The sequence below is a fragment of the Actinopolymorpha sp. B17G11 genome, assembly GCF_040196095.1.
Classification (GTDB): domain Bacteria; phylum Actinomycetota; class Actinomycetes; order Propionibacteriales; family Actinopolymorphaceae; genus Thermasporomyces.
This window is the reverse complement of record NZ_JBEFTW010000024.1, coordinates 51,539-74,542: the sequence shown is the minus strand read 5'-3', so window position 1 is coordinate 74,542 and position 23,004 is coordinate 51,539. Positions and strand designations below refer to the sequence as shown.

Sequence of the window (23,004 nt, the reverse complement as noted above, 5' to 3'; positions counted from 1 at the left end):
GATATGAGCAAGGTCATCTGTGCCCTCTCAGTGTCGGTCGACGGATACATCACCGGTCGCGATCCGGGCGTCGGCCGCGGGCTCGGCGACGGGACGATGCTGTTCGACTGGTACTTCGACGGCGACACGCCCAGCAAGATTTTCGACGGGTTCCGGCTGAGCGAACTCAGCGCTCCCTTCTTCGACGCCCAGGCCGGGCGGGTTGGTGCCAGCCTCGCCGGTCGCAACACCTACGACGACTCCGGATGGTCCGCAGGGGGCACCCCGCACCCGACCGCCCCGTTGGTGGTGCTCAGTCATCGCCCGGCGCCGCAGGTCAACGAGCGGCAGACCTTCGTCACGACCGGCATCGAGGACGCGATCGAGACGGCACGCGAGGCCGCCGGGGACAAGGACGTCGCCCTGATGGGCGGGGGCGTTCTGACGTCCGCGTTGGAAGCGGGGCTCGTCGACGAGGTGATCCTCCACCAGGTGCCGATCCTGCTCGGCGGAGGCAGACCGTTCTTCCAGGAGCTCCCGGAGCACGTACGTCTCCGGCTGCTGGAGGCCGTCCCGGCGCCCGGCGTGACCCACCTGCACTACGAGGTGGTCCGATGATCCTCGTCACCGGGGGCCTCGGCATGATCGGCGCCCACACCGCCCGCGCGCTCCTCGACCTCGGACAGGAGGTCGTCGTCACCTCCCACCGCCAATCGGAGGTTCCGTCGTTCCTGGCCGGCAAGGTCACCGTGGAGTCTCTCGACGTCACCGACCGGGACGCGTTCCTCGCCCTGGGCGGCCGTCACGACATCAGCGACATCGTCCACCTCGCCGGCAGCATCCCCGGCGAGGACCCGGTCGACTTCTTCCGTACGGACACGGCCGGTCTGTTCAACGCGCTGGGCGCCGCCCGCAGTTGGGGCGTCCGCAGGTTCGCCGCCGCCTCCAGTATCGGCGTGTACATCGGCCGGACCGAGATCCCCTGGCACGAGGAACTCGCGCTGCCCGCCGCGGACCTGCCGCACTTGATCGTCGCCTTCAAGAAGGCCGTCGAGCCGCTCACCACCCATGCCCTGCACGGCAGCGGCGTCCAGCCGGTCCTGCTGCGGATCGGGAGCATCTGGGGACCGCTGATGGACCCCGAATCACCGTTCAACCCCATCCCGCCGTACATCAGTGCCGTGCTCCGCGGTGAGACGCCGCCGCCGCTGTACGCCGACGACGGCGGCGACAGCTGCTACGCCCCCGACGCCGGGCGCGCGATCGCCCTGCTGACGACCGCGGAAACCCTGCGGCACGACACGTACAACGTCTCCAACGGCCGACCGTCCACCCACCGCGAGCTCGTGGCCGCCCTGGAGGCGATCACCCCTGGCCTGCAGCTCGACCTGCTGCCCGGGCGGCAGCACGGACCCGGCGACAACCTGTACCTCGACATCACCCGGCTCACCGGCGACACCGGCTTCGCGCCGGCCTTCGACGTCGCCGCGGCGGTCGCCGACTACGTCGCGTGGCGCGCCGACAACCCCCGCTGAAGCCGACAACGCCAGCTGAAGGAGCACTGACCCATGCTCGACCCCGACGTACGCCGCGTCCTCGACGGCACCTCGATCGCACACCTGGCCACCGTTCTTCCGGACGGCTCGCCCCATACCGTTCCCGTCTACGTCGGCGCCCACGGCGACCGCGTCGTCTTCTTCACCGGCCCGGGCATGCGCAAAGCACGCAACCTGCGCCGCGACCCCCGGATCGCGTTGTCCATCGCGCCCGTCGACAACCCGTTCACGCCCGTCGTCATCCGAGGGCGGGTCGTCGAATGGATCGAAGGCGATGCGGCGTGGGAGATCATCGACCAGCTGGCCACGAAGTACACCGGTACGCCCTACCCCCGAGGACAGGAACGCGTCGTGCTTGTGATCGAACCCGAACGACAGACCATCGGCATCGGCTGAGCTGCCCGAGCCCATCGCAAGGAGCGCGTGCCCGCCGCCGACCCCCAGCTGAAGCGCGCACCTGGAACCAACATCGGTCGCCGGCGTGCGCATGAGGCAGGGTGGTGGGCCAGGGACGGGATCGAACTGCCGACCTTCCGCTTCTCAGGCTGGCTCGTCCGAGGTGGAGCGTACGCCGGCGTCCTGCAGTGAGTACCGGTGAAGTGTGACTCCCGGTGGAGCGAGGCTGTTGAGGTCGCCCACGGTGAGAACCTGGTGAGCGCTAAGCCATTCCTGACCTGGCTTGTGCAGCACCCAGCCGCCTCCAAGAGTGACCGCCGCATGCGTGTTGTTGCCGTCGGCGTCACGCCATACCAGCACGGTGCCTGGCAGGTCGTCGCTGCCTCCCACGGCGCAGTTGGCGGCTAGCCACGCTTCGAAGGGCTCGTCGTCGGCGTCGTGGACACCTGCTGCCGCCATGACGGTGGCGAAACAGAACGTAGCGCTTCCTCGGGCGAAGGAACTTCCTCTGCTCCCTCTGGCGAAGGTTCCGCTGAGTTCTCGGGCACGGGGAAGTATGGACGAGGCCGCCTGCCAGATCTCCTCCGGTACCGACCTGCGCTGACATGGCAGCTGCCACTCACTGGCAACGCGCTGGAGGACGTCATCGAGATGAGGCTCCACCAGGGCCGGCCACCAGACGAACCGATGCCCGTCAGCCTGCTCGCGCAGCACGCGTGCATCGAGGATGTCCGTCCAATCGCTGACGGAGGGCACTGCACCTCGCCCATGTCTGGCCTGCGTTCGGACGAGCCTGGCACGCACATCGCGCGGCTGAGCACGGAACGCGCCCTCGTCAAACCACACGGTCTCCAGATCCTTGGCGAGATTCCACACCTCGTAGGTGTCGCGAAGCTCGGGCGACAGGTCATGTGCGAAACCTTCAGATGTGAGCCCGAGTTCGGCCGCTTCGGCGGCGGTCAAGAAGAACGGCTGGCGGGTGGGCGCCAGCCAGGCAGCCCAGCGTCGCACGAGTGACGTTTCGACCTCTATCCCCAACACGTCCACCGCCGCATGGTACGAGCCGGGCGGCCACAAAGGCGACACGTTTGAACGGAAGTCGCTGATACCACCGTGCCCGCCCCTGACCTGCCCCCGGACGGCCGTCACCAGCCATCAACAACCCACACCTGCCAGGACCAGTCCACGGTGTGGGTGATCTGAACCGGCCTGGCTGCAGCCGTGCTCTCCTGCATCGGGACTCCTTTCTCCAAGAACTCGTTGACCGCGCGTGCCCGGTTGAGAAGTCGGTCATGGTGTCGCGCGAGGACGCGTTCGATGGCCGCGTCGTCGGCGTGGATCGCTTCCCGGATCTCGTCGATGGGGAGATCGATCGAACGCATGCCGATACTCATCAGGTCGTCGTTACCCATGCCCACCATGGTGAGGTCTCAGGTTGGCTGAGAGTCAACAGGCTGCGGTACACGACCGAGCCACCAGCAATCCGCTCGTTGTACGCGTTGATCAGTCTGGTCCCGCGAGCCGCGCGCGAAGGCTCGTCGCCAGAGCCGGAGCTCGCGTGATCTACGACGAGTAGAAGCGACCCTCTCGCTGACGCCCTACTCCCAGACCCGGGAGTACTTCTCGAAGGTCTCGGTGTCACTGTGTTGAGGAATGACGCAGAGGAGGTGACCCCCCGGAGCCCGGAGGATTCGACAGTCGAGCCACCGGTTGATCTCGACTGCCCCAAGGCCAACGAGCCGCGCCGTTTCTGCCTCTACATCATCAGTTTCAATGTCCAGGTGGTAGCGAGCTTGATCATCGACCGCCTGAACTGCCATCACGAGCCCGGGGAACGACTCAGGGAGCGAGATGAACTGCTCTTCACCTGGGACTGGTCGTGCCGGGACTCCCAGTGCGGCCGACCAGAATGTAGTGGCGGCGGGCACTTCATCACTCGGCACATCGATCAGGAGGGTTGAGAATCGGCTGCGATGCACTCGCAGAACGCTAACAGTCCCCGCTTCCATCGACCACGCGGATCAGGACATCGAGTCCGAGGCGGACCGTTCGCAGTCTTCCAAGCGCGTGATCATGAGCCTCCTACGCGGCCCTCGGTGGCTCACACCGGGACTGGACAGCCGTGGACTCACACGGACGATCCGACCGCTCCGACTCAGCGCGGCAGACGTTTTCGGACTTGGGCATCTGGCGCGTCCTACGACCAGCCATCTGGGAGATGAACGGTCTTGGTGGGTGAGTCCGGGTCGGTTACCCCTTGATGCCGGAGTTGGCGACGCCTTCGATGATGTAGCGCTGCAGGACGACGTACAGGATCAACACTGGGATGGACGCGATGGTCGCGCCGGCCATCACGACTGGGTAGTTCGTCGACTCCGCACCTTGCAGGGTCGCAAGCCCTGGCGCCAGGGTGAGGCGTTCCGGTGAGAACAGCACGAAGATCGGCCAGATGAAGTCGTTCCAGTTGCTGAGGAATGCCAGCACAGTCAGGGTTACCAATGCCGGCTTGGACAACGGCAGGATGATCCGGGTGAAGATGATCCACTGGTTCGCGCCGTCGATCAGCGCTGTCTCCTCCAGCTCACGAGGAATGGACAGGAAGAACTGCCGCAGGAAGAACACGCTGAACGCCCCGGCCGCACCGGGGACAACCAGCGCCCAGATGGTGTCGGTCCACCGGAGGGTGTCGACCAACAGGTAGTTCGGCATCAGGAACACGAAACCGGGCAGGAACAGCGTCGCGATCAGTACGGCGAACAGCAGGTTCTTGCCCCGGAACTGCATCCTCGCCAGTGCGTACGCCGCGAACGACGACACCACGAGCACCAGGACGCAGTGCAGGGTGGCGGCGATGAACGAGTTGAGTGTCCACAGCAGCACCGGATTCTCGCTGTCGAGGAACACGAACCGGTACGCCTGCAATGTCAGCTCATCCGGGATGAACGTGACCGGGATGGTCCGGGCATCGGCCTCGGTCCGGAACGAGGTCAGATACATCCACAGGATCGGCACGACGAAGACCAACGCCAGGATCACGATCGCGACCCAGAACAACGGCCCGTTGCGATCCCTGCGGTACGCCCTGCGGCGTCGCGTCCTGCCGATCGCCGACCGCGAGTCCGGTGTCGTCGCCTCCGACGTCTCATGGATGGCCGTCACGGTTTCCGCTCCCTCTGCAACAGGAAGTTGGCGATCGCGATCAGGGCGAGGAAGAACGCCAGCACGTACGACATCGCCGACGCGGTGCCCATCTGGAACCGTCGCAGGCCTTCCTCGGTCATCACCATCAACGCCGTCCTGGTGCTGTCACCGGGACCGCCGCCCGTGACCAGGTAGGACTGGCCGAACATGTTCGCACTGGCCAGGATCGTGATCGTGACCACGAACACGAAGATATTGCGCAGGCCGGGAATGGTGATGTGGCGGAACTTCCCCCAGGCTCCTGCGCCGTCGAGTTCGGCGGCTTCGTAATGCTCGTCAGGGAGCGACTGCAGTCCGGCCAGGTAGATCACGCAGTTGAAGCCGAGGGTCCACCAGACCGTCATCCCCACCAAGGCAACCCAGGCGGCCGGCTGCTCCTGCGTCCAGCCGACCGGTGGCACCCCGAACAGGCCGAGAAAGGCGTTGATCAACCCGAACTGGGTGTCGAGCAGGTAGTTCCACAGCAGGCCGACGATGGCGATCCCCAACACGAACGGAGCGAAGATGATCGCCCGGAAGACGTTGCGTGCGGGAAATTTACGGTTCAGGATCAACGCGACGACCAACGGGCAGATCACCAGGAACGGGACGCTGATCACGGTGAAGATCGCGGTTGCCCGCATCCCGTTCCAGAAGCTCTCGAAGGTCAACGACCCCGGACTGAACAGGTCTGTGTAGTTCTTCAGCCCGACGAACGGCTTCTGCGGAAGCATGTAGTCCCAGCTGTGCAGACTGATCCACACGCCGAAGAACGCCGGCCCGATGACGAACGTAACCAGCAAGATCACGAACGGCAGGATGAACAGATACGGCGTCACCGGATGGTGGTAGCGGACCTTCCTGGGCGCTGATTGGCCACGCGCGCCCGGACCTACCCCTGTCACCGACCCGGGCGTGGTGGCGGTGCTCATCCGTACTTCTCCATGTTCTGCTGGAGAATTCTGTTGCCCTTCTCCTGCGCCTCACCCAATGCGGTCGCGGTGTCCTTCTGACCGAGCATCGCCGAGCTGACCGCCGGTGCCCAGTCCACCAGGCAGTCGGTGATACCAGGAATCGGCGGAGTGAAGTTGATGTAGTCCAGCTGCTTGGCGAACTCGACGACCGGACCCTTCTCGTCGAACTTGGGATCGTCGCGGACGTCGTTGCGAGCCGGAACCTGGCCGGCATCGGCCCAGTCGAGAGAGTGCTTGGACAGCCAGTTCAGGAACACCCGGCCCGCCTTCGACCGGTTCTCGTCTGCACCGCCCCGGTTGTCCGGCAACACCATCTGATGCGAGCCGGACCAGACCGCCTCGGTGCCGCCGATGTTCGGCACGATCGCGGCACCCCACTCCAGCTCCTTGACGTCATTCAGCGGCGTGACCATCCACGAGCCGTTGAACATGAACAACGACTTGTTGTTCTGGAACGACACCACGTCACCGTCGGCGGCCGCCTTCGGCGGGCTGTAACCCTCCTCGATCAACATCTTCAGCCACTCGACGGCTTTGACTCCGGCCTCCGACCCGAACTCGACCGCTGAGCCGTCCTTGGCCACCATCTGGCCGCCGAACTGGTACAGCAGGGTCTGGCAGAGGAGCCCGGGGGCACTCAGCGCGGACACCCACATGCCCTGCACACCCTTGGACTTCGCCGCGTCCAGCGCGGAGAGGTACTCCTCCTCGTTGGTGGGCGGCGTCTCCGGATCGAGCCCGACCTGCTCCATCGTCTTCTTGTTGTAGTAGAGCCCGGCGCAGTGGATGTCCAGCGGAACGCTCCAGTGCTGACCGTCGTACTGGCCGGCCTGCCAGGCGATCGGCACGTAGTCACCCTCGCCGAGCCCGAGCGCGTCATTGACGTCGTCAAGTGGCTGGATCACCCGCCGGGCGGCATTCGTCGGCACCCGGTCGATGTGCATGATCGCGATGTCCGGACCCTTGCCCTGGCTGACCGCCGCCGGCAACTTCTCGTAGTACTGCTCCCACGCGATCGCCTGCTGTTTGATGGTGATCTTGGGGAACTCTTTGGAGAACCTGGCGGTGAGGTCCTTCATGATCGGGCCGTCACCACCGGTCAGGCCGTGCCAGAAGGCAAGCTCAACTGCCGGGCCGTCGTAGCCCTCGGCGCCACCGTCGCCCTTCGGTGCGGTCTGTCCCGGACGGCCCGAGGATCCCGGACTACATGCAGCGACCAGTCCGACTCCGGCCGCGACCGCACCGCCGAGCAGAGCCCGCCGACCGAGCTGCGACGCCGCCGCACGTCCAGTCCGATCGGGGTCTGGAGCGACAGAGAATGGACGGTTCATGGACTTCCTCCTCGAAGTCATACCCGTTCGGTTGCAGGCCCCGCCCCCGGTGACGCCGTAGCAGTCCGACATGACCGACGGCACTTTTGCATCCTTGTAAAGATTGCGCAAGGGTCCTGCCCACATCCTGTTTCCACCGTTGTAACCGGGAGGGCGACGGACCCTGGTTTCGCAGTGATGGACGCATGAGGCCGCCGAGTTCGGGGGTGGCCTGCGGGAACGCGTGTGGGGCCGGCGATCGGGCGTGTGTCCAACCGTGGAGCGCGCAGCGTTGGGTTGCGTCTGCCCAGCTCAGGCGGGGTCAAGATCTTCTTGGTCCGCCAGTTCGACTGAGTCGTCTGTAAGTTTGTGACGGCTGGCCTGGGGCTGGCTGGCAGGGTGAGCGCCGGCCACTCGGCGCCCGTTGTGACTCCTGAATCGTCTGACCCCTCGCGGGTGTCATGGCCGGGATCTGTCCAGTGGGTGCCGACGCCGACCTGGCCCACCACGATGGCTTGGTCAGGAGCATGTCCGCCGAGCAGTTGCCGTCCTGCGGCGTGGCTCGATACAGGCGTGCCTCGTAGTGACTTCTCGCCCTGGGCCGAGTCCAGCAGGTGCCCGTATGACCGCTGACCCTCTATGCCGCCGATGCGAGGTGCATGTGCAGGCGGATCGTGGTCGTTACTGCGCCTCGGTCGATCTGCACCAGGTGGCAGATCTTGTTGACCAGAACGAGGCCGCGTCCGCTGTCAGCGTCAGTTGGTACGGGGTGCCGTCCGACAAGTGGGTCGGAGATGTGACCCGCGTCCCTGACCTCACACACAACTTCGTCGTGCTCGTGCCAAACGCGGAGGATGCCGGGACCGTCGGTGTGGGCGACAGTGTTGGTGGCGACTTCGTTCACCGCCAGCCTGAGGTCTGTGACCAGATCAGGCCGCAGGTGGGCCCGTCGGGCCACTGCAGCCACGAGGTGTCGGACGCTGTCAAGCGCACCGTCGGAGAAGACAAGTGTCTCGGGTGCAGAAGCTGGCTCCGGCAACGACTTGAGGCATTCACGTGCCAGCGTAGTCGGGTCCGCGTATAGGCAGCTATCCCATCGTGTTCCGCCCTCGGAGCGTAAGGTCGGGTGGCTACGCATCGCATCCCGGATTGCCCTCGAATCCAGGCCGTCCAGGTCGTAGGGGCAGATGATTTCGACGGGTCGATGCGCGAACGCGATATTGATCAGTGCCTCATGCTGAACCGCCGTCACGTACTCGTCGTCGGTGCGGCCGGGCCAGATCGGCTCGCCGACGATGGCCACGCGCTGGCCGGTGTGTTCGTCGGCAAATGCATACAGGACCTCTGCGATGATCCGAGTCGGGTTTCTGCCCGCCTTGTCCATGTCGACGAATCGCACCCGGGGCCACTTCGGTCCCAGCTCGGAGCGCAGCAGGTCGATCTTGCGTGGTGCCACCGCGACCAGTACCGCGGAGCCCGAACTCAGGCCATGTCGAATGAATCGCATGGCGCCTGCCAAGAAGCCAGGCGTGGAATGGTAGAACATTGCATCATGGAGAAACGGTTTCGTTTGGCCATTCAGACTGTTCATGACGAAACCACCCGGATGTTCTTGGGCACTCCGAACATCAAGTCGAGGACTCGCCGAAGTTCGTCCGGCGGATCGTGCAACACCAGCCCGTCGTCTGGCCCCAGGTGTGAAGCCAAGCGCGCGATCTCCGTCGCACCGGCAACGTCGATGAATGTCACGTCGCCGAGGTGGAGGTGTACGTCGCCCTTGACTTGACCCAACGAAGCCAGGCAGCGGCGTAACTCTTCTAAGGCCGACCGGTCGATGTCCCCCGCCAGGTACAACCCGTCCCGAGACGGCACAATTTGCGGTGCTTTCCCCCGCGTCGGCGGAGTCTCCACAAGGCCGAGTATGCGCGCATGCGAAACCGACCACAACCGTGGGGCGGAGCCCCGCATGCGACGTGACAGCGAATAGTTACGGTTTGACTACGCCTTTCGCGGGGACTTTCGAGCCGTACAACGAATGATCCGGCTCGGCGCAACGGCGCGTTGACCCCGGTTCGTCGAGTCGGGGCCCACATCGGTCGCTGACCGGCGCCGACCACACCCCAAGACCTGGGAGCATCGATGGGAATCCTTGCGTTTCTGATCCTCGGCCTGCTCTGCGGCGTCATCGCGAAGTTCCTGTTACCAGGCCGCGATCCTGGCGGCCTTCTCGTCACACTCGTGATCGGTGTCATCGGCGCCCTCGTCGGGGGTTTCCTGGCCACCGCCTTGTTGAAGTCCGACCCGATGGACGGGTTCTGGGATGCGTCATCGTGGCTGACCGCGATCGCCGGGTCGGTCCTGGTCCTGCTGGTCTGGCGCGCGGTCCGCGGCCGCCGCGGCCGTCGCTGAGAACGGACGGCTCCGTTGCACACGGCCGCCGAGGCCGAGGACGCCACCAGGCGCGCCGCACGTAGCTCTCCGGTGCGGCTGCTGGGTCGCATCGGAATCATCGCCTACGGGCTCGTCCATCTGCTGATCGCCTTCCTGGCGGTGAAAGTCGCCACGGGCGAGGCCGGCAGCGGCGCCAAGACCGACAAGTCAGGTGCCCTGCAGGCGCTGGCGTCCCAGCCCGGCGGTCCCTTCATCCTCTGGGCCGTCGTGGTCGGTCTGAGCTCGCTGGCTCTCTGGCAGGTCGCCGAGGCCGTCTGGGGCTACCGCGGCACCAGGTCCAGGACGACGCGGATCCGCAAGCGCCTGACAAGCGTCGGCGAAGCGGTGGTGTTCGGCGTCCTTGCCTACACCGCCGGGAAGGTCGCCACGAGCGGCCACAGCTCTTCTGGCGTCGACACGACCGTGACCGCTCAGGTCCTCGCACTTCCGTACGGTCCGCTGCTGGTCGGGACCGTGGGCGCGGCCGTGGTCGTCATCGCGGTCTTCCTTGTCCACCGAGGACTGACGCGGCGCTTCACCGAGGACCTCGACCTGTCCGGCACCGGACCCGTTGCCCGCAAGGCTGCCGTCCGGCTCGGACAGATCGGCTACCCGGCTCTCGGCGTCGCGTACGGCACACTCGGCGGCCTGGTCATCGTCGCAGCCGTTACCCACGATCCCGCCAAGCCCCTCGGTCTTGATGCCGCTCTGCAGACGCTGGCCGGCCAGCCGTACGGACGGGTGCTGCTCGGACTGGTGGCGGCGGGCCTGGCCTGCTTCGGCACCTACTGCCTCTACGACGCCCGCTATCGTCGCGACTGACAGCGAACCTGCCTCGGGTCGCAACGTAGGGTGGCGGCGGGCCCAGGGCGGGCCGCGGGGGCGCCGGCAGTCGGTGGGATGGGAATGAGCCGCAACGGCCCGATTGGTCCGAGCCACCCTCAGGACGGCGTCAGCGGAAACGGTCAACCGGATACGGCTGGAGCTGGCTTTGGCCGCCACTTCGGCGACCTGCTGGTGGAGCTGGATGCTTCTCCTCCTTTCGAGCTCATGGATGTTCTCTTCCATCGTCTCCGCGACACCACGGGTGCCAGCGCAGGCGTCCTGCTTCTCGCCGACTACGCGGAAACCACCCTGGAACCCGTTCCTGGGCAGTGGGGTCCGCTGGCAGCCGAGGTCCATCAGGTGGATGGGCCGACCGCGGGCAAGGCATTCCGGACCCAACGACCCGTGAGCGTCGACGACGGGTCGGGAACGTTGGTGTTCGTCCCGGTCTCCGTTCGGCGGGAACGCCTCGGAGTCCTTGCGGTGAGACTCGAGCGTGAACAGCCGGACTGCTGGAGTGAGCTGCGCCTGGTGGCCCAACTGCTGGGCTATGTCATAGCCGAAGCGCGCCGCTACACGGATCGATTCGAGCGGGTACGCCGGCGTCGTGACCTCCAACTCCCTGCCGAGATCCAGTGGGAGTTGCTTCCTGTGCTGGCCTACCAGGATCGAACCCTGTCCATCGCCGGGAACCTCGAGCCTGCCTATGAGATCGGCGGGGACAGCTTCGACTACGCCGTCGACAGGGGATTCGTCACCACCACCGTCAACGACGCGATGGGCCACGGCCTGCGCGCGGCACTGATGGCAAGCCTCACGGTGTCGACCCAGCGCAACGTCCGCCGGTGCAACGGCGGGATTCGGCAACAGGCCGAAGCGGCCTCCGATCGCCTGGTGGAGCAGTTTGGCGAGGACGCCTTCGTCACCAGCCTCATGGTGCACCTGAACACGGCCACCGGCGAGGCGTGCGCCATCAACGCCGGACATCCGGCAGCTCTCCTCCTGCGGAAGGGAAAGGTGGTGCCCCTCGCCCTTCCGCCAGACCCACCGCTTGGCGTCGAGCCTGGTTACGACTACACCCTTCATCGCGTGGACATTCGGCCCGATGACAGGTTGCTCCTGGTCAGCGACGGCATCCTTGACGGAAGAGCGGGGGACGGCTCTGATCATTTCGGCAGCTCGCGAGTCGCCTCCGTCCTCACCGACTCCCGGGCGCACGCCCCGACCGAACTCGTGCGGCAGATCACCTCACGCGTGATGGACTACTGCGACGGCAAGCTGCAGGACGACGCCACCGCCGTGTGCCTGGACTGGTTCGGGTGAACTGTGGGGGCTGTCTCCAGAGCGCAGTTGCCCGGTCACGCTTGGGGGCCATGGCGGCCTGTACCGGACATCTGGGTCGTTGTCGTCCGTCTCCGGGAAGGTGACTCGGTAGCAATCGGGGACGGAAAAGTGGTGAAGTCCATGGCGGACACAGAGTGGTGGGCCGAGATAGACCTTCCCGCTACGGTGCATTCGCCCGGGGCTGCCCGACGCCTTGTTGAGGAACTCCTGCTCACCTGGGGGCGGCCCTATCTTGACGATGCGGTGGAAGTTGCGCGCCTGGTCGTTTCCGAACTCGTCACCAACTCAGTTCGGCATGCGAGTGACGGAGGGGTCCTGCATCTCCTCGTCCGCGCGGATCAGAGTGGCGGCGTCTACCTGGCAATCTCCGACGGATCTGCAGTTGCTCCGGCCATGAGGGACTTGACGAGTGATTCCGAGGGTGGCCGGGGCCTGCATATCGTGGACAAGCTCGCCGCTCGGTGGGGGGTCACGACAGATACTGCCGGCGGAAAGTCCATCTGGGTTCAGCTCAGCTGACGGCCATCTGGCACCAAAGGCGTCTGTGGGGTTTCACCGCACGTGCCCACCCGATGCAGTAGCGGCGGCATCCACAAGGAGCGCTGTCACGGTTCGGATGTGGGTGTCGGTGAGGGACTCGGACTGGGTGTGGGTGTGGGTGTGGGAGTGGGCGTCTCTGTCGGCCTCGGAGTGGTTGGGCGCGTGCTTGGCGTCGGCTGTGGAGACGGTCTCGGCGGAGGGGAGGACGGAGTGGGGGTCGGCTTCGGACCGTTCGTCGACGCGCGAGGAGTGGGCGACACCTCCTTGCCAGCCAACAGCATGTGTACCACGCTTTCCACTCGTGACCTGGTCCCGGCTTGCGGGCGGGTGCTCAGGACCGTTGGCTGGTTGGCAACCGACGATGACGACGTTCCCTCGCTGGTCAGGTGTGGCCGGAAGCCGGCCAGCTCCAGCGCGCGGCGAGCGTCCGCTACGGAGTATCCGGTCACGTCTGGTACAGACGACCACCCACTGGCGACGGTGAGCTCGACCTTGGTGCCGGCCAGCACGGTGGCGCCGCCCACCGGCGTAGTATCCAGCACCGTTCGTGCCCTGTCGGATGCGTCCCGTTCGGTGGTCGCGCCGAGCCGTAGCCCAGCTCGGTCCAAGGCGATGCTGGCCTGGTCGAGGGAGAGACCCGCCAGCTGCGGCATTGTCACCTCTGCGGCGTCGGAGGACACCACCAGCCGGACCGTATCCCTCCGCGCGACCAGTGCACCGGCCGGCGGTTCGGAACGAATCACCCGCCCTGACCGCACAGCATCGCTCTCCACAACACGGTGCTCGCCGGTACGCAACCCCCTGGCACGTAGGCGGTGTTCGGCCTCCGCGACCGTCAGACCCGCAAGATCCGGAACGACGACTGAGGCGAGTTCGCCACTCCCGTCCGGCGCCTGTCGATCCAGCGTGGACCACCAGAGTGACCACCCTGAGAGCAGACACAACACCAGGGCGGCGCCTGTCATGGCGAGCACGAGCCGGCCTGGCTGACGCGCGGGAGGGTCCTGGGTGTCTGGTAGCAGGTCGGCGGCGAGGGGCCGCGAGTGGTCGTCGACAGGCAGGTCGTGAGCGGCGGCGATGATCGCCGCTCGCATCGCCGCAGCGTCCGGAAAGCGGTCGGCAGGATCCTTGGCGAGTGCCCGTAGGACCGGTGGGTCGAGGGAGCGCGGAACGTCCGGATTGATCGCCGAGGGAGATGGCGGCTCCTGGTGGACGTGGGCCCACACGGTGGCGTGCGCCGACTCGCCGGTGAACGGCGCCGTTCCGGTGAGCAGTGCGAAGAGCAGGCATCCGACCGAGTACAGATCGCTACGCGCGTCGATCTCGGCACCACGTGCCTGTTCGGGAGAGATGCTGGAAGGCGTACCGAGTACCACCTGGCTGTCGTCAGCTCGTGAACCGGCACCTGTCGTCGAACTGACCGCGGCGGCGATACCGAAGTCGGTCACCTTCACCTGACCAGACACCGTGATCATGACGTTCCCGGGACTGACGTCGCGGTGGACGATCCCGCTGGCATGGCTGTGCCCGAGCGCGTCCAGGACGTGCGCGGTTACTGTCAAGGCTTCTCGGGGGGTCATCGGCCCGCTCGTCTCGAGGATCTCCCGGACCGTTTGACCGTTGACGAGTTCCAACGCCATCCACGGCACATCCTGGTCGATGATTTCCGGATCGCAGACGTCGTAGACAGCCACGATGCCTGGATGGTTCAGCGACGCGGCTATCCACGCCTCACGTACGAACGCCGAAGCGATCTCCGCGTCGGCAGCGAGGTGTGGGTGAAGCATCTTGACCGCGACGCGACGGCCGAGTCGCAGGTCGTCGGCGAGGTGGACGACAGCGCAACCGCCGGTCCCCAGCTGGTCGCGAACGACGTATCGTTCGCCCACCACGAGATCGTCACGAGACGCCGCCTGAACAGCATCCACCCGCCCCTCCCCTTTCGTTGACCCACCGGCCGCCGCCATCCGTTGACGGCACGATCAGCGCGACCGCTCACCCTCGGCCCCTCCGCGCCCGGAGTCCATACCCAGGCTCCACAGCAGACCCACGCACATGACCGGCACCGGCCGCCCGGCGGTTCGGAGGTCCCAGGGCCGAAGCCGCGCGACCGGTGATCCGCACGGCCGGCCGAGTCCGTCCAACAGCAGCGTCCGTTGACTCGCCGCGTAGCCTCCCAATGTCCTAAGAGCGCTCGCGGCCATCCTCCTCCTGGTGCGGTCACCAGTAGTGAACCGTCGTTGACTGAGGAGAACCCGGGCCGCGTATCCAGGCCCGGCGTGCCGGATTGTGCCATGTTTTGTGGGGTATTCCGGTGAATGCCCGGGTAACGTGCGCGCATGATGCGTCTTGTGCGTGGGCTGGTTGCCGGCTGGTTGCTTCTGTTGGCGTTTTCGCAGGTCGTCGGGTTGGCGTTGGTCTGGTGGATCTTTATCCGTACGCCCCGTGGCCAGGTGCTTGATGCCAGTGTGTTGCGGGCCAGCACCATTGGTCGGAGCCAGGTCGAGGATCTGGTCAACCTGATACTCAACGCAGTGACGGTCGTTTCGCTGGTGGTGGCGACGGTGGCTATCGGCTTTGTTGCGGTTGCTCGTCGTCGCTATCGTCTCGCGGTTGTTGCCACATTGCTGGTCGTCGGTGCCAATGTCACCAGCCAGGTGTTGAAGCGTTTCTTGATCGAGCGCCCGGATTTCGATATCGCAGGGACCAACATCGGTGCACCGAACAGTATGCCGAGTGGTCATGTGACGGTGGCGGCTGCAATTACCGTTGCGGCTGTGCTGGTGTTGCCGTCGCGGCTGAGCAGTCCGACTGCGGTGGTCGGCGCGGCGTACACGGCGCTGACGGGTATCGCCACGTTGTCGGCTGGCTGGCACAGGCCCAGTGACGCGCTGGCTTCTCTGCTCATCGTGGGGTCGTGGGCGGCCGGGGGTGGCTATCTGCTGGTTGTTGCTCAGAGAAACCAACCGGTCAGCGAACCTGCCGATTCTCATCACCGAACGGTCGCCATCCTGGCTCTGGTGGGTGGCAGTCTGCTTGCTGTTGCGGTGCTCGCCACCGGCCCACCGACCAGGGTGAATTGACACCGCCGGTCGACCTCGATACCAGCCGACTGCTCGGTGCCTATGTCGCCGGTGCCACCGGCGTCACCGGTGCCACGTTCCTGGTGATGGCCGTGGTCCTGTCCACCGTGCATCGGGTGGTCCCCAAGCTCGATCAACCGAGGCTGATCGACACCATCGCCGAGCACACACCACTCCAGGTAAAGTCCTCGACCTGAGTGACGCCGCACCGCCTCGCGGCCCAGCATGGCTGGGCCTGACAGCCCGACCGTGGAGGCGGTCAGTTGTCGCGGACATCAGTCCCTCTGGGGTAACGTTTCTCAGCGCAGAGATCGGCCCGTCTGCGGCGTCGGCCTCCTCGCAGGCGTCGCCTGGGTGGTCACCTCCGACTCGAACGCCAAGCCCAGGTGCCGGGACCTGGATCGCGAGCCAGGCCGCTGCGGAAGGCATCGCGAAGTATCAGGTCAAGACCCATCGCAGACCAAGATCGGCGGTGAGGGAGGGGGCCGTATGACGGCACTTGTCGGCCGCGTGGCTCTCGGGGTTGCCGGCTTCTCGTTCGCTCCGCGTGACCGGTCGGCTGACCTCGCCACGATCCGATCCGGCATCGATGCGGGCACTGCGATCCTCGACACCGCACGTGCGTACGCCCACGTCGATGCGACCTTGTACGGCGAAGAGTTGGCCGCTGAGGCCGCCAGAGGTACGAGCGTCATGGTCGGGACGAAGGGAGGACATTCGCGAATCGGCGCGACCTCCTGGGATGCGGACATCAGCGAACGTCGGATCCGATCTGACGTCGAGACAAGCCTGCGCGTGTTCGGCGGCGAATACCTCGATCTCTATTACCTGCACAGAGTCGATCTCGCCGAACAACCCGTAGAGGAAGGCGTCTCAGCTCTCGCATCGCTTCGCGACGAGGGAAAGGTGGCCCGAATCGGACTGTCGAACGTCAGCATCGGCGCGCTCGAGCGGGCTACTGCAGTCGCTCGCATCGACGCCGTACAGAATCACCACAGTTCGATGGGGCGTGAGTCAGCTGACGTGCTTGCTTGGTGCGAAGCCAACGACGTTCCGTTCTTCGCATACTCACCCGTGCGGTCCTCGGCCGCGGCCCAGGCACCACGCCTCGCGGGCATGGCGAACGCGCGTGGTGTCTCACTCCAACGCCTGCAACTACGCGCTCTTCTGGCATCGTCGCCCGTGCTGTCAGTGGTCTCGGGCGCTACCCGACCCGAAACCGTTCTCGACTCGCTGGCAGCAGAGTCAGAGCCATGGGACGAAGACCTCGAGGCCGCCTACACAGCGGACCTCGCACTCGCGGTTGCGCGCGCACCTCGTGAGGGCTGAGCCCGCACCGCGACCGCCCGGCCGAAAGGTGAACATGTCCGTTTCCTGGTCCGCCTCGATGATCACGCCGTACGCCGACCTTGGCTCGGCTCCGCTGTTCCGCAAGGAGGTCGAGCTCGACGCCGGTCACGGTCGCGTCGAGTCTGCAGTGCTGCACATCAGCAGCCTCGGTGTCTTCGATGCTGCTATCAACGGCCGCCCGGTCGGCGACGATGTGCTCAGCCCCGGCTGGAGCAGCTACGAGTGGCGGCTGCGGTACCGCTCCTACGACGTCGCCGCACACCTGGCGGACCGCAACGTCCTCACCGTTGCTGTAGGCAACGGCTGGTACCGCGGCCGGCTCGGCTTCTCCGGGATGCGCGAGCTGTACGGTGACCGGCTCGGCATCATCGCCCAGCTGGAGATCGGCTTCGCCGACGGGCACCGGCAGGTGGTCGTGAGCGATGGGACCTGGACCGTTGTTGGCTCCGACGTCCTGGCTGACGACATCTATGACGGGCAGACCATCGACGCCCGCCGGCGGGACCCGGACTGGTACGCCTTCGGCGCGAAGCAGCAGTGGGGGGTTCTGAACGCGCGCGGGCTCGACTTCGAGGTGGCCCGGCTGGTGCCGTACGTCGGTCCGCCGGTGAAGCGGCACGAGGTGCTCGCGCCGGTGAAGGTCTGGAGCTCACCATCGGGGCGGACGCTGGTCGACTTCGGCCAGAACCTGGTCGGCTGGCTGCGGTTCACCGTCCGCGGCCCGCGCGGCGCCGAGATCCGGATCCGACATGCCGAGGTCCTCGAGGATGGCGAGCTCGGCGTCCGGCCGTTGCGGGATGCCCAGGCGACCGACCGGTTCATCCTCAGCGGTGGCGAGGACTTCTTCGAGCCGACGATGACCTTCCACGGGTTCCGGTACGCCGAGATCAGCGGTTGGCCGGGGGAGCTGACGTCCGCCTCGGTCGAGGCGGTCGTGGTGCATTCCGAGCTGCGGCGTACCGGGTTCTTCGAGTGTTCTGAGCCGTTGCTCAACCAGCTGCACCGCAACGTGGTGTGGGGTACCAAGGGCAACTTCCTCGATCTGCCGACCGACTGCCCGCAGCGCAACGAGCGGCTCGGCTGGACTGGCGACATCGCCGCCTTCGCACCGTCGGCGGCGTACCTGTTCGATGTGGGTGCGTTCCTGTCGGACTGGCTGGTCGACCTGGCCTTGGAGCAGCGCCACCACGAGGGCGTGGTGCCGTTCGTGATCCCGGACGTGCTGAAACTCCTGCCCAGCCCGCCGGAGTTTCCCAAGCCTGACAGCACGGCGGTCTGGAGCGATGCCGCGGTGTGGGTGCCCTGGACGCTCTACCAGGCCTATGGCGATCGCGGTGTGCTCGAGCGCCAGTACGACTCGATGGCCGCGCACGTGCGGCGGGTCGGCACACTCACGTCGCCGAACGGGTTGTGGGACACGGGCTTCCAGTTCGGTGACTGGCTCGACCCGGACGCCTCACCGCACGAGCCGTGGAACGCCAAGGCCGACAGGGGTGTGGTCGCTACCGCGTGCCTGTTCCGCTCCGCCCGGATCGTCGCCGAGACCGCCGCGCTGCTGGGGCGTGCGGAGGACGCGGCGGATTTCCAGGCGCTGGCCGACCGGACCCGCACGGCGTTCAACACCCATTACGTCTCCAGCGACGGCATCATCGTCTCCGACTGCACCACTGTCTACACGCTGGCGATCACCTTCGGGTTGCTTGACGAGCCGGCCGAGCAGCTCGCGGGCAAGCGGTTGACCGAGCTGGTGGCAGAGAGCGGCTACCGGATCTCGACCGGCTTCGCCGGCACTCCGTTCATCACCGACGCGTTGACGAAGACCGGTCACCTCGACGCCGCCTACGCCCTGCTCATGCAGCGCGAGTGCCCGTCATGGCTGTACCCGGTGACGATGGGCGCCACCACGGTCTGGGAACGCTGGGACTCGATGCTGCCCGACGGCACCATCAACCCCGGTGAGATGACCAGCTTCAACCACTACGCACTCGGCGCGGTCGCGGACTGGATGCACCGGGTGATCGGCGGCATCGCGCCGCTCGAACCGGGCTACTCGCGGGTCCTGATCGCACCGCGACCGGGCGGCGGCCTCACCTGGGCCAAGACCAGTCTCGACACGCCACACGGCCCAATCCGGGTCAGCTGGCGCACCGACAACGGCGGGCTGACGGTCGAGACCGAACTCCCCGCAGGAGTCACCGGCATCCTCTCACTCGACGGCGAGCCAGACACCGAACTCGGCGCAGGCCCGCACACCACGCAGGCCGAGGAAACCTCGACGACCTGATCGCCCAGCTGGACCCCTGCGGGCACTTGGTGCCCTACAGCAAGAAGATCCAGGTGCGTGGACTCCGCGCTCCGAGCGAGGACCTGCAGGTCCCGATCAGCGGGCGTCCGACCAAACGGTGGATCTTGGTCTGGCGATTTCCTCGACCGGATGCCGAGACGTCAGGCTGGGTCGGGTCGTGGAACCAGTGCGCCGAGCGTTCTGATCGGGCGGGACGCGTTCGTTGGGTCGATCTCGTAGCACCCGCCGCGCGCGGCGGGCACGGGAGCGGGAACCCGGAAGTATCCCGCCGCGAGCAGACCGAAGAGCGGAACGAGGTCGCCATGCGCGCTGATCGCGACACGACCGCCGGCGCCCACGGACTCCTCGATCCTCGCGAGCGTCCGTATTGCACGTCCGAGACCTGCGGCGGCAAGCAACTGGGCGCGCCACCGTGGATCGAGCGTCCAGGCGTCCCAACTCTCGTGCTCGGTGACATAGGTCAGCTCGCGTAGGTCTTCATCCAACTCGATCTCCGCACCGGAGGCAGCTGCGATCGGTTCGACGGTCTCCACGCAGCGGCGAGCGGGGCTACTCACGATCGCATCGACACGTCCCACGGCCGCCGCGAGCATCGTTGCTTGGGCGCGGCCCAGGTCGGTCAACGGCCGGAGATCCTGATCAGATGTCCACTTGGTGCGGTCGCCGGCGTCAGCATGAGGCACGACGACGAGGATGGGAAGGCATGCGAACACGAGGTGACATCCTTCCGTTCACACCCGTCTTCCGCCAGTGGAGTTGAAGGCACCGGCGGATGGTCGCCTGGAGCCTGTTCCGTCGCACCGGCGAAGGAGGGGAACATGCCGGTCACGGTCGTCACGATTTCCCTTCCTGCGTACACCGTCACGGATCGCTACGACAGAGAACGCAGGGGCCGCTGCACAGTTCGCGCTCGGATCATCGAGCAGGGCAGGATCGTGGTCATGGTGAACGGCATCACGCTCGCTGCCAAACCGACCTTGCTCGGCGATCTCGTACTGCTGCGGCCGGTCGGTGTGGCCGACGTCGATGGCGCGGCCGAGTTGGTCACCGATCCGGAGACGGTCCGGCTAACCGGCACGCATGCGGCGTTGGATCGGGAGCGGCTGGAACGGTGGTATGCGACGCGGGGTGAGCAGGATGACCGCCTCGATCTGGCGGTCGTGGAGCGGGCCACGGAGCAGTATGTCGGCGAGGTAGTCCTGATGCAGCTCGATCAGGACAATCGATCGTGCTCGTTCCGGATCGCGCTGATCGGCGCTCACGCGGTCGGACGCGGGCTGGGCACCGAAGCGACCCGGCTGGTGTTGGCGTACGCCTTCGAGACGGTCGGTGTGCACCGAGTTGGCCTGGAAGTCTTCGCGTTCAACCCTCGAGCCCGGCACGTCTATCAGAAGGTCGGCTTCGTCCACGAGGGAACCAAGCGCCATGCTCTGCGCTGGGAAGGAGCCTGGATCGACGCTGACATCATGGCAATCCTGGCTGACGACTGGGCCGCCCATCGACGCTGGCCCGACGTCGTTGTGCGCAACTGAGCCCAACAACGGGCAGTGACCTAGCGTTGCGCAAGCACGAGCAGGTTGCGTGGGGTGATCGAGCGATCGCAGAAGTCGCCGACCTGCACGTCGAAACCGGCCTCTTCGAGTCCAACGACGAGATCCATGACGAGCCACAACTCCAATGCGCGGCGAAACGCGTGGCGGACAAGCTCGAGGCGGCGGATCTCGGCACGGCGCTGCTCACCGACGGCGAGCCAATGCGCCCACTGAACTGCGGCCGGCAGGTCTACACCCTCGCGCTGTGCCAGTGTGCGGCAAAAGTCGGTGAAGTCGCCTGACACCCAGCGCGAAGGCACTGGGCGGAAGGTGCGAGCCGCCTCTCCTTCGAGCTCGTTGCGCAAGGCGATGAACCCCAACTTCCAGGCCTGGTCACGGGCAAGGCGCCGGCGGTCGTGACGCGGAGCCGTCACGGTTTCAGTCACGGCCAGCCGGATGAGGTCGGCGTCAAGAGGCAGCGAGGCGTCGCGGGCGAGCGGACGATAGGCGTCAGCAATCCCGCGGTGGTAGCAGCACGGGGCAATGACGTAGCCGTTGGCGCCAGCGCGTGCCGCACCGCGTACGAGAGCGCGGTGCAGTTCGCCGCAGGCATGCAGGGCGAGTACCGTACGGCCTTTCACAAATGCATGGGAGTCGTCGTCCAGGGCGTCGGCGCAGAGCACTGTCTGGTCGATGCCGGCGCGCTCGGCGAGCTGGGTGGCGTCGGCGCACAGCTTTGGGTCGATCTCCAGCGATTGCACGGGTACTCGGTCGGCGATTGCGAGCCGCCGCCCCAGGTGCCCCTTCCCGGCGCACCACTCGAGCAGGGGCCCTTGTGCAGGCGGTGCGTGCGCGGCGAAGGCCTCGATCTGGTCGCGTTTGCGGCCGCGGATACGTCGGTCGAGGCGAGGGGGCATGGCCGGCAGATCACGGACAGGCAGAGGCGGGAGGTTCACCAGCCGGCCGAGTGTGTCAACGACCGGAAGCCAGGGTGTGAGCCAGTCGCGGCAGGCGTCGGGGTCGTGGGACAGCGTTTCGACCGTGAGGCTGTCGATGCCGAGCACCGCGTCGGCCAACTCAGGTCGGGCCGCACACCAGTCCGGGCGGCGCACGTGGAACGGCGAGGGGTGCCAGTACGCCTGATGGGCCTCGAGCGCCGCCTGCAGCTCGCCAAGACGACGGCGGTGCGCACGGCCAACTGCCGGCTGAGAAAAAGAGCGCAGCATCCCACCCACCCCTCGATCGGGAAGTGGGCAGCTGCGAGCAACTGCCATCTCGACGGCGGAACGCCACGAGACGACTCTTCAACAACGAGCCGAGCGTGTCACAACACGCCTGGCCCTGACAACCGGCTACCTCGGCATCTCTCCAGTCCCCATGCGCAGCACGGCTTCGGCCTCCGCAAGTCGTTCGAGCATCAACTCCGCGGCGCGGTGGCGGGCGCGGGCGTAGGTCTGCAGCGAGGGGGTGACGGCGGTCGGGTTCACCAGCGGTTCGGCGAGCGGATAGGACGAGGTGGCGGAGTAGACGAGCCCGACCCGGACGCACGCCACCAACTCGGCGGCGGGGACCGCGGGGTAGGCGTGTTGGTACGCGGCGACCAGCCGGGCAACGCCGTACGGCCAGTCCTCGCAGGCGAGCACGGTGCGCGGGTCGCAGCCGATGCGCGCCAGCTCCCACACCGCCGGCCGCGGGCTCGGAGGGCTGAAGTCGATGATGCCCGCCACCCGATCCCCGTCCAGCAACAGGTTCGGCGAGGCCAGGTCCCCGTGCACCACCTGGACCGTCAGCGGCGGCACGCCGTCGAGCAGTCGCGCCAAGGTCGGCCACCAGGTCAGCCGCTCCTCGATCGCCTGCCTTGCCCAGCCCATGAAGCCGTCAGCGTGGGGCCGCGTGGTGCAGCAGCTCACCGTTCTCGGCGGGCAATACAGCGGGTACGGGCACGTTGCCGGTGGCGGCGAACGCCGCCAGCGCCACGGCCGCGCGCTGGCGATCGAGCTCCGCCCGGTCGGCCCCGGGGTAGGTCTTGACGAACCACACGCTCCCGTCGTGGGCGTCGGCGAGGTAGTTGCGGGTGTGGGTGCCGTCCGGGCCCGGGCGCAGTCGCCGCACGCTGAGGCCGTAAACACCGGCCAGCACGTCGGCAACCTCCCGGCCGCGGTCGACGTCTACGTCCCCACGCTGCTCATCCTGGCTCCCT

25 protein-coding genes are annotated in these 23,004 nt (G+C 66.5%); 12 read left to right on the top strand and 13 right to left on the bottom strand.

Annotation, left to right across the window (positions count from 1 at the left end; translation table 11 throughout):
• Window positions 1-3: 3 nt before the first annotated feature.
• From ABN028_RS22830 to ABN028_RS22820, 3 genes are read left to right on the top strand one after another with little or no spacing between them, the layout of a single operon-like run.
• Complete coding sequence (locus tag ABN028_RS22830; protein WP_349698034.1) at window positions 4-597, top strand: dihydrofolate reductase family protein; 594 nt, start codon at window positions 4-6, stop codon at window positions 595-597.
• Entirely contained in the window at window positions 594-1,514 is a 921-nt protein-coding gene (locus ABN028_RS22825; RefSeq protein ID WP_349698033.1) for an NAD-dependent epimerase/dehydratase family protein, read from the top strand. The genes ABN028_RS22830 and ABN028_RS22825 overlap by 4 nt, the downstream gene beginning before the upstream one ends.
• A gap of 33 nt (window positions 1,515-1,547) precedes the next feature.
• Window positions 1,548-1,931: a PPOX class F420-dependent oxidoreductase gene (locus ABN028_RS22820; RefSeq protein ID WP_349698032.1), complete on the top strand. Its 384-nt coding sequence runs from the start codon at window positions 1,548-1,550 to the stop codon at window positions 1,929-1,931.
• Window positions 1,932-2,075: 144 nt separating this feature from the next.
• On the opposite strand, the gene ABN028_RS22815 is transcribed toward ABN028_RS22820, so the two are convergent.
• From ABN028_RS22815 to ABN028_RS35460, 8 genes are all read right to left on the bottom strand, one after another.
• The gene (locus tag ABN028_RS22815; RefSeq protein ID WP_349325622.1) at window positions 2,076-2,978 is read right to left on the bottom strand and encodes a hypothetical protein; all 903 of its coding nucleotides are present in this window, start codon (window positions 2,976-2,978) and stop codon (window positions 2,076-2,078) included.
• A 98-nt stretch (window positions 2,979-3,076) separates the two neighbouring features.
• The gene (locus tag ABN028_RS22810) at window positions 3,077-3,343 is read right to left on the bottom strand and encodes a hypothetical protein (protein ID WP_349325621.1); all 267 of its coding nucleotides are present in this window, start codon (window positions 3,341-3,343) and stop codon (window positions 3,077-3,079) included.
• A 186-nt stretch (window positions 3,344-3,529) separates the two neighbouring features.
• Window positions 3,530-3,940 (bottom strand): VOC family protein, encoded by a 411-nt coding sequence (locus tag ABN028_RS22805; RefSeq protein WP_349698031.1) that lies wholly within the window; start codon window positions 3,938-3,940, stop codon window positions 3,530-3,532.
• 241 nt (window positions 3,941-4,181) lie between these two features.
• Window positions 4,182-5,090, bottom strand: coding sequence for a carbohydrate ABC transporter permease (locus ABN028_RS22800; RefSeq protein WP_349325619.1), 909 nt, complete (start codon window positions 5,088-5,090; stop codon window positions 4,182-4,184).
• Complete coding sequence (locus ABN028_RS22795) at window positions 5,087-6,043, bottom strand: carbohydrate ABC transporter permease (RefSeq protein WP_349325618.1); 957 nt, start codon at window positions 6,041-6,043, stop codon at window positions 5,087-5,089. The genes ABN028_RS22800 and ABN028_RS22795 overlap by 4 nt, the downstream gene beginning before the upstream one ends.
• Window positions 6,040-7,416 carry an ABC transporter substrate-binding protein gene (locus ABN028_RS22790; protein WP_349698030.1) on the bottom strand — a complete coding sequence of 459 codons (1,377 nt, stop codon included), beginning with the start codon at window positions 7,414-7,416 and terminating at the stop codon, window positions 6,040-6,042. The genes ABN028_RS22795 and ABN028_RS22790 overlap by 4 nt, the downstream gene beginning before the upstream one ends.
• 616 nt (window positions 7,417-8,032) lie before the next feature.
• The gene (locus tag ABN028_RS22785; protein ID WP_349325616.1) at window positions 8,033-8,986 is read right to left on the bottom strand and encodes an anti-sigma factor RsbA family regulatory protein; all 954 of its coding nucleotides are present in this window, start codon (window positions 8,984-8,986) and stop codon (window positions 8,033-8,035) included.
• The gene (locus ABN028_RS35460; RefSeq protein ID WP_502879202.1) at window positions 8,983-9,363 is read right to left on the bottom strand and encodes an STAS domain-containing protein; all 381 of its coding nucleotides are present in this window, start codon (window positions 9,361-9,363) and stop codon (window positions 8,983-8,985) included. The genes ABN028_RS22785 and ABN028_RS35460 overlap by 4 nt, the downstream gene beginning before the upstream one ends.
• 171 nt (window positions 9,364-9,534) lie before the next feature.
• On the opposite strand from ABN028_RS35460, the gene ABN028_RS22780 reads away from it, so the two are divergent.
• The 4 genes from ABN028_RS22780 (at window position 9,535) to ABN028_RS35455 (ending at window position 12,513) form a co-directional block, all read left to right on the top strand.
• Window positions 9,535-9,804 carry a GlsB/YeaQ/YmgE family stress response membrane protein gene (locus ABN028_RS22780; protein WP_349698029.1) on the top strand — a complete coding sequence of 90 codons (270 nt, stop codon included), beginning with the start codon at window positions 9,535-9,537 and terminating at the stop codon, window positions 9,802-9,804.
• A 15-nt stretch (window positions 9,805-9,819) separates the two neighbouring features.
• Window positions 9,820-10,647 (top strand): DUF1206 domain-containing protein, encoded by an 828-nt coding sequence (locus ABN028_RS22775; RefSeq protein ID WP_349698028.1) that lies wholly within the window; start codon window positions 9,820-9,822, stop codon window positions 10,645-10,647.
• A gap of 228 nt (window positions 10,648-10,875) precedes the next feature.
• Window positions 10,876-11,973, top strand: a complete 1,098-nt coding sequence (locus ABN028_RS22770; RefSeq protein ID WP_349698027.1) for a PP2C family protein-serine/threonine phosphatase — start codon at window positions 10,876-10,878, stop codon at window positions 11,971-11,973.
• A 141-nt stretch (window positions 11,974-12,114) separates the two neighbouring features.
• A complete protein-coding gene (locus ABN028_RS35455) occupies window positions 12,115-12,513 on the top strand; it encodes an ATP-binding protein (RefSeq protein WP_502879201.1) in 399 nt (132 codons plus the stop codon).
• An 86-nt stretch (window positions 12,514-12,599) separates the two neighbouring features.
• On the opposite strand, the gene ABN028_RS22765 is transcribed toward ABN028_RS35455, so the two are convergent.
• A complete protein-coding gene (locus ABN028_RS22765) occupies window positions 12,600-14,462 on the bottom strand; it encodes a protein kinase domain-containing protein (RefSeq protein ID WP_349698026.1) in 1,863 nt (620 codons plus the stop codon).
• A 411-nt stretch (window positions 14,463-14,873) separates the two neighbouring features.
• Between ABN028_RS22765 and ABN028_RS22760 the strand changes: the two genes are divergently transcribed.
• From ABN028_RS22760 to ABN028_RS22745, 4 genes are all read left to right on the top strand, one after another.
• Window positions 14,874-15,617, top strand: a complete 744-nt coding sequence (locus ABN028_RS22760) for a phosphatase PAP2 family protein (protein WP_349698025.1) — start codon at window positions 14,874-14,876, stop codon at window positions 15,615-15,617.
• Entirely contained in the window at window positions 15,614-15,814 is a 201-nt protein-coding gene (locus ABN028_RS22755; RefSeq protein WP_349698024.1) for a hypothetical protein, read from the top strand. Before ABN028_RS22760 ends, ABN028_RS22755 begins: the two co-directional genes overlap by 4 nt.
• Before the next feature lie 292 nt (window positions 15,815-16,106).
• Window positions 16,107-16,946, top strand: coding sequence for an aldo/keto reductase (locus ABN028_RS22750; RefSeq protein ID WP_349325608.1), 840 nt, complete (start codon window positions 16,107-16,109; stop codon window positions 16,944-16,946).
• A gap of 34 nt (window positions 16,947-16,980) precedes the next feature.
• Complete coding sequence (locus ABN028_RS22745) at window positions 16,981-19,251, top strand: alpha-L-rhamnosidase (RefSeq protein WP_349698023.1); 2,271 nt, start codon at window positions 16,981-16,983, stop codon at window positions 19,249-19,251.
• A gap of 161 nt (window positions 19,252-19,412) precedes the next feature.
• On the opposite strand, the gene ABN028_RS22740 is transcribed toward ABN028_RS22745, so the two are convergent.
• Window positions 19,413-19,955 carry a histidine phosphatase family protein gene (locus ABN028_RS22740; RefSeq protein WP_349698022.1) on the bottom strand — a complete coding sequence of 181 codons (543 nt, stop codon included), beginning with the start codon at window positions 19,953-19,955 and terminating at the stop codon, window positions 19,413-19,415.
• Between the two features lie 135 nt (window positions 19,956-20,090).
• Here ABN028_RS22740 and ABN028_RS22735 point away from each other — a divergent pair, with 135 nt between their 5' ends.
• Window positions 20,091-20,804 (top strand): GNAT family N-acetyltransferase, encoded by a 714-nt coding sequence (locus ABN028_RS22735; RefSeq protein ID WP_349698021.1) that lies wholly within the window; start codon window positions 20,091-20,093, stop codon window positions 20,802-20,804.
• Between the two features lie 20 nt (window positions 20,805-20,824).
• Here the strand turns inward: ABN028_RS22735 and ABN028_RS22730 are convergent, their stop codons facing one another.
• From ABN028_RS22730 to ABN028_RS22720, 3 genes are all read right to left on the bottom strand, one after another.
• Complete coding sequence (locus ABN028_RS22730) at window positions 20,825-22,030, bottom strand: methyltransferase (RefSeq protein WP_349698020.1); 1,206 nt, start codon at window positions 22,028-22,030, stop codon at window positions 20,825-20,827.
• Between the two features lie 126 nt (window positions 22,031-22,156).
• The gene (locus ABN028_RS22725) at window positions 22,157-22,675 is read right to left on the bottom strand and encodes a phosphotransferase (RefSeq protein WP_349325602.1); all 519 of its coding nucleotides are present in this window, start codon (window positions 22,673-22,675) and stop codon (window positions 22,157-22,159) included.
• Window positions 22,676-22,682: 7 nt separating this feature from the next.
• On the bottom strand, window positions 22,683-22,943 hold the full coding sequence (locus tag ABN028_RS22720) for a hypothetical protein (protein WP_349325601.1): 261 nt from the start codon (window positions 22,941-22,943) through the stop codon (window positions 22,683-22,685).
• Window positions 22,944-23,004 lie beyond the last annotated feature (61 nt).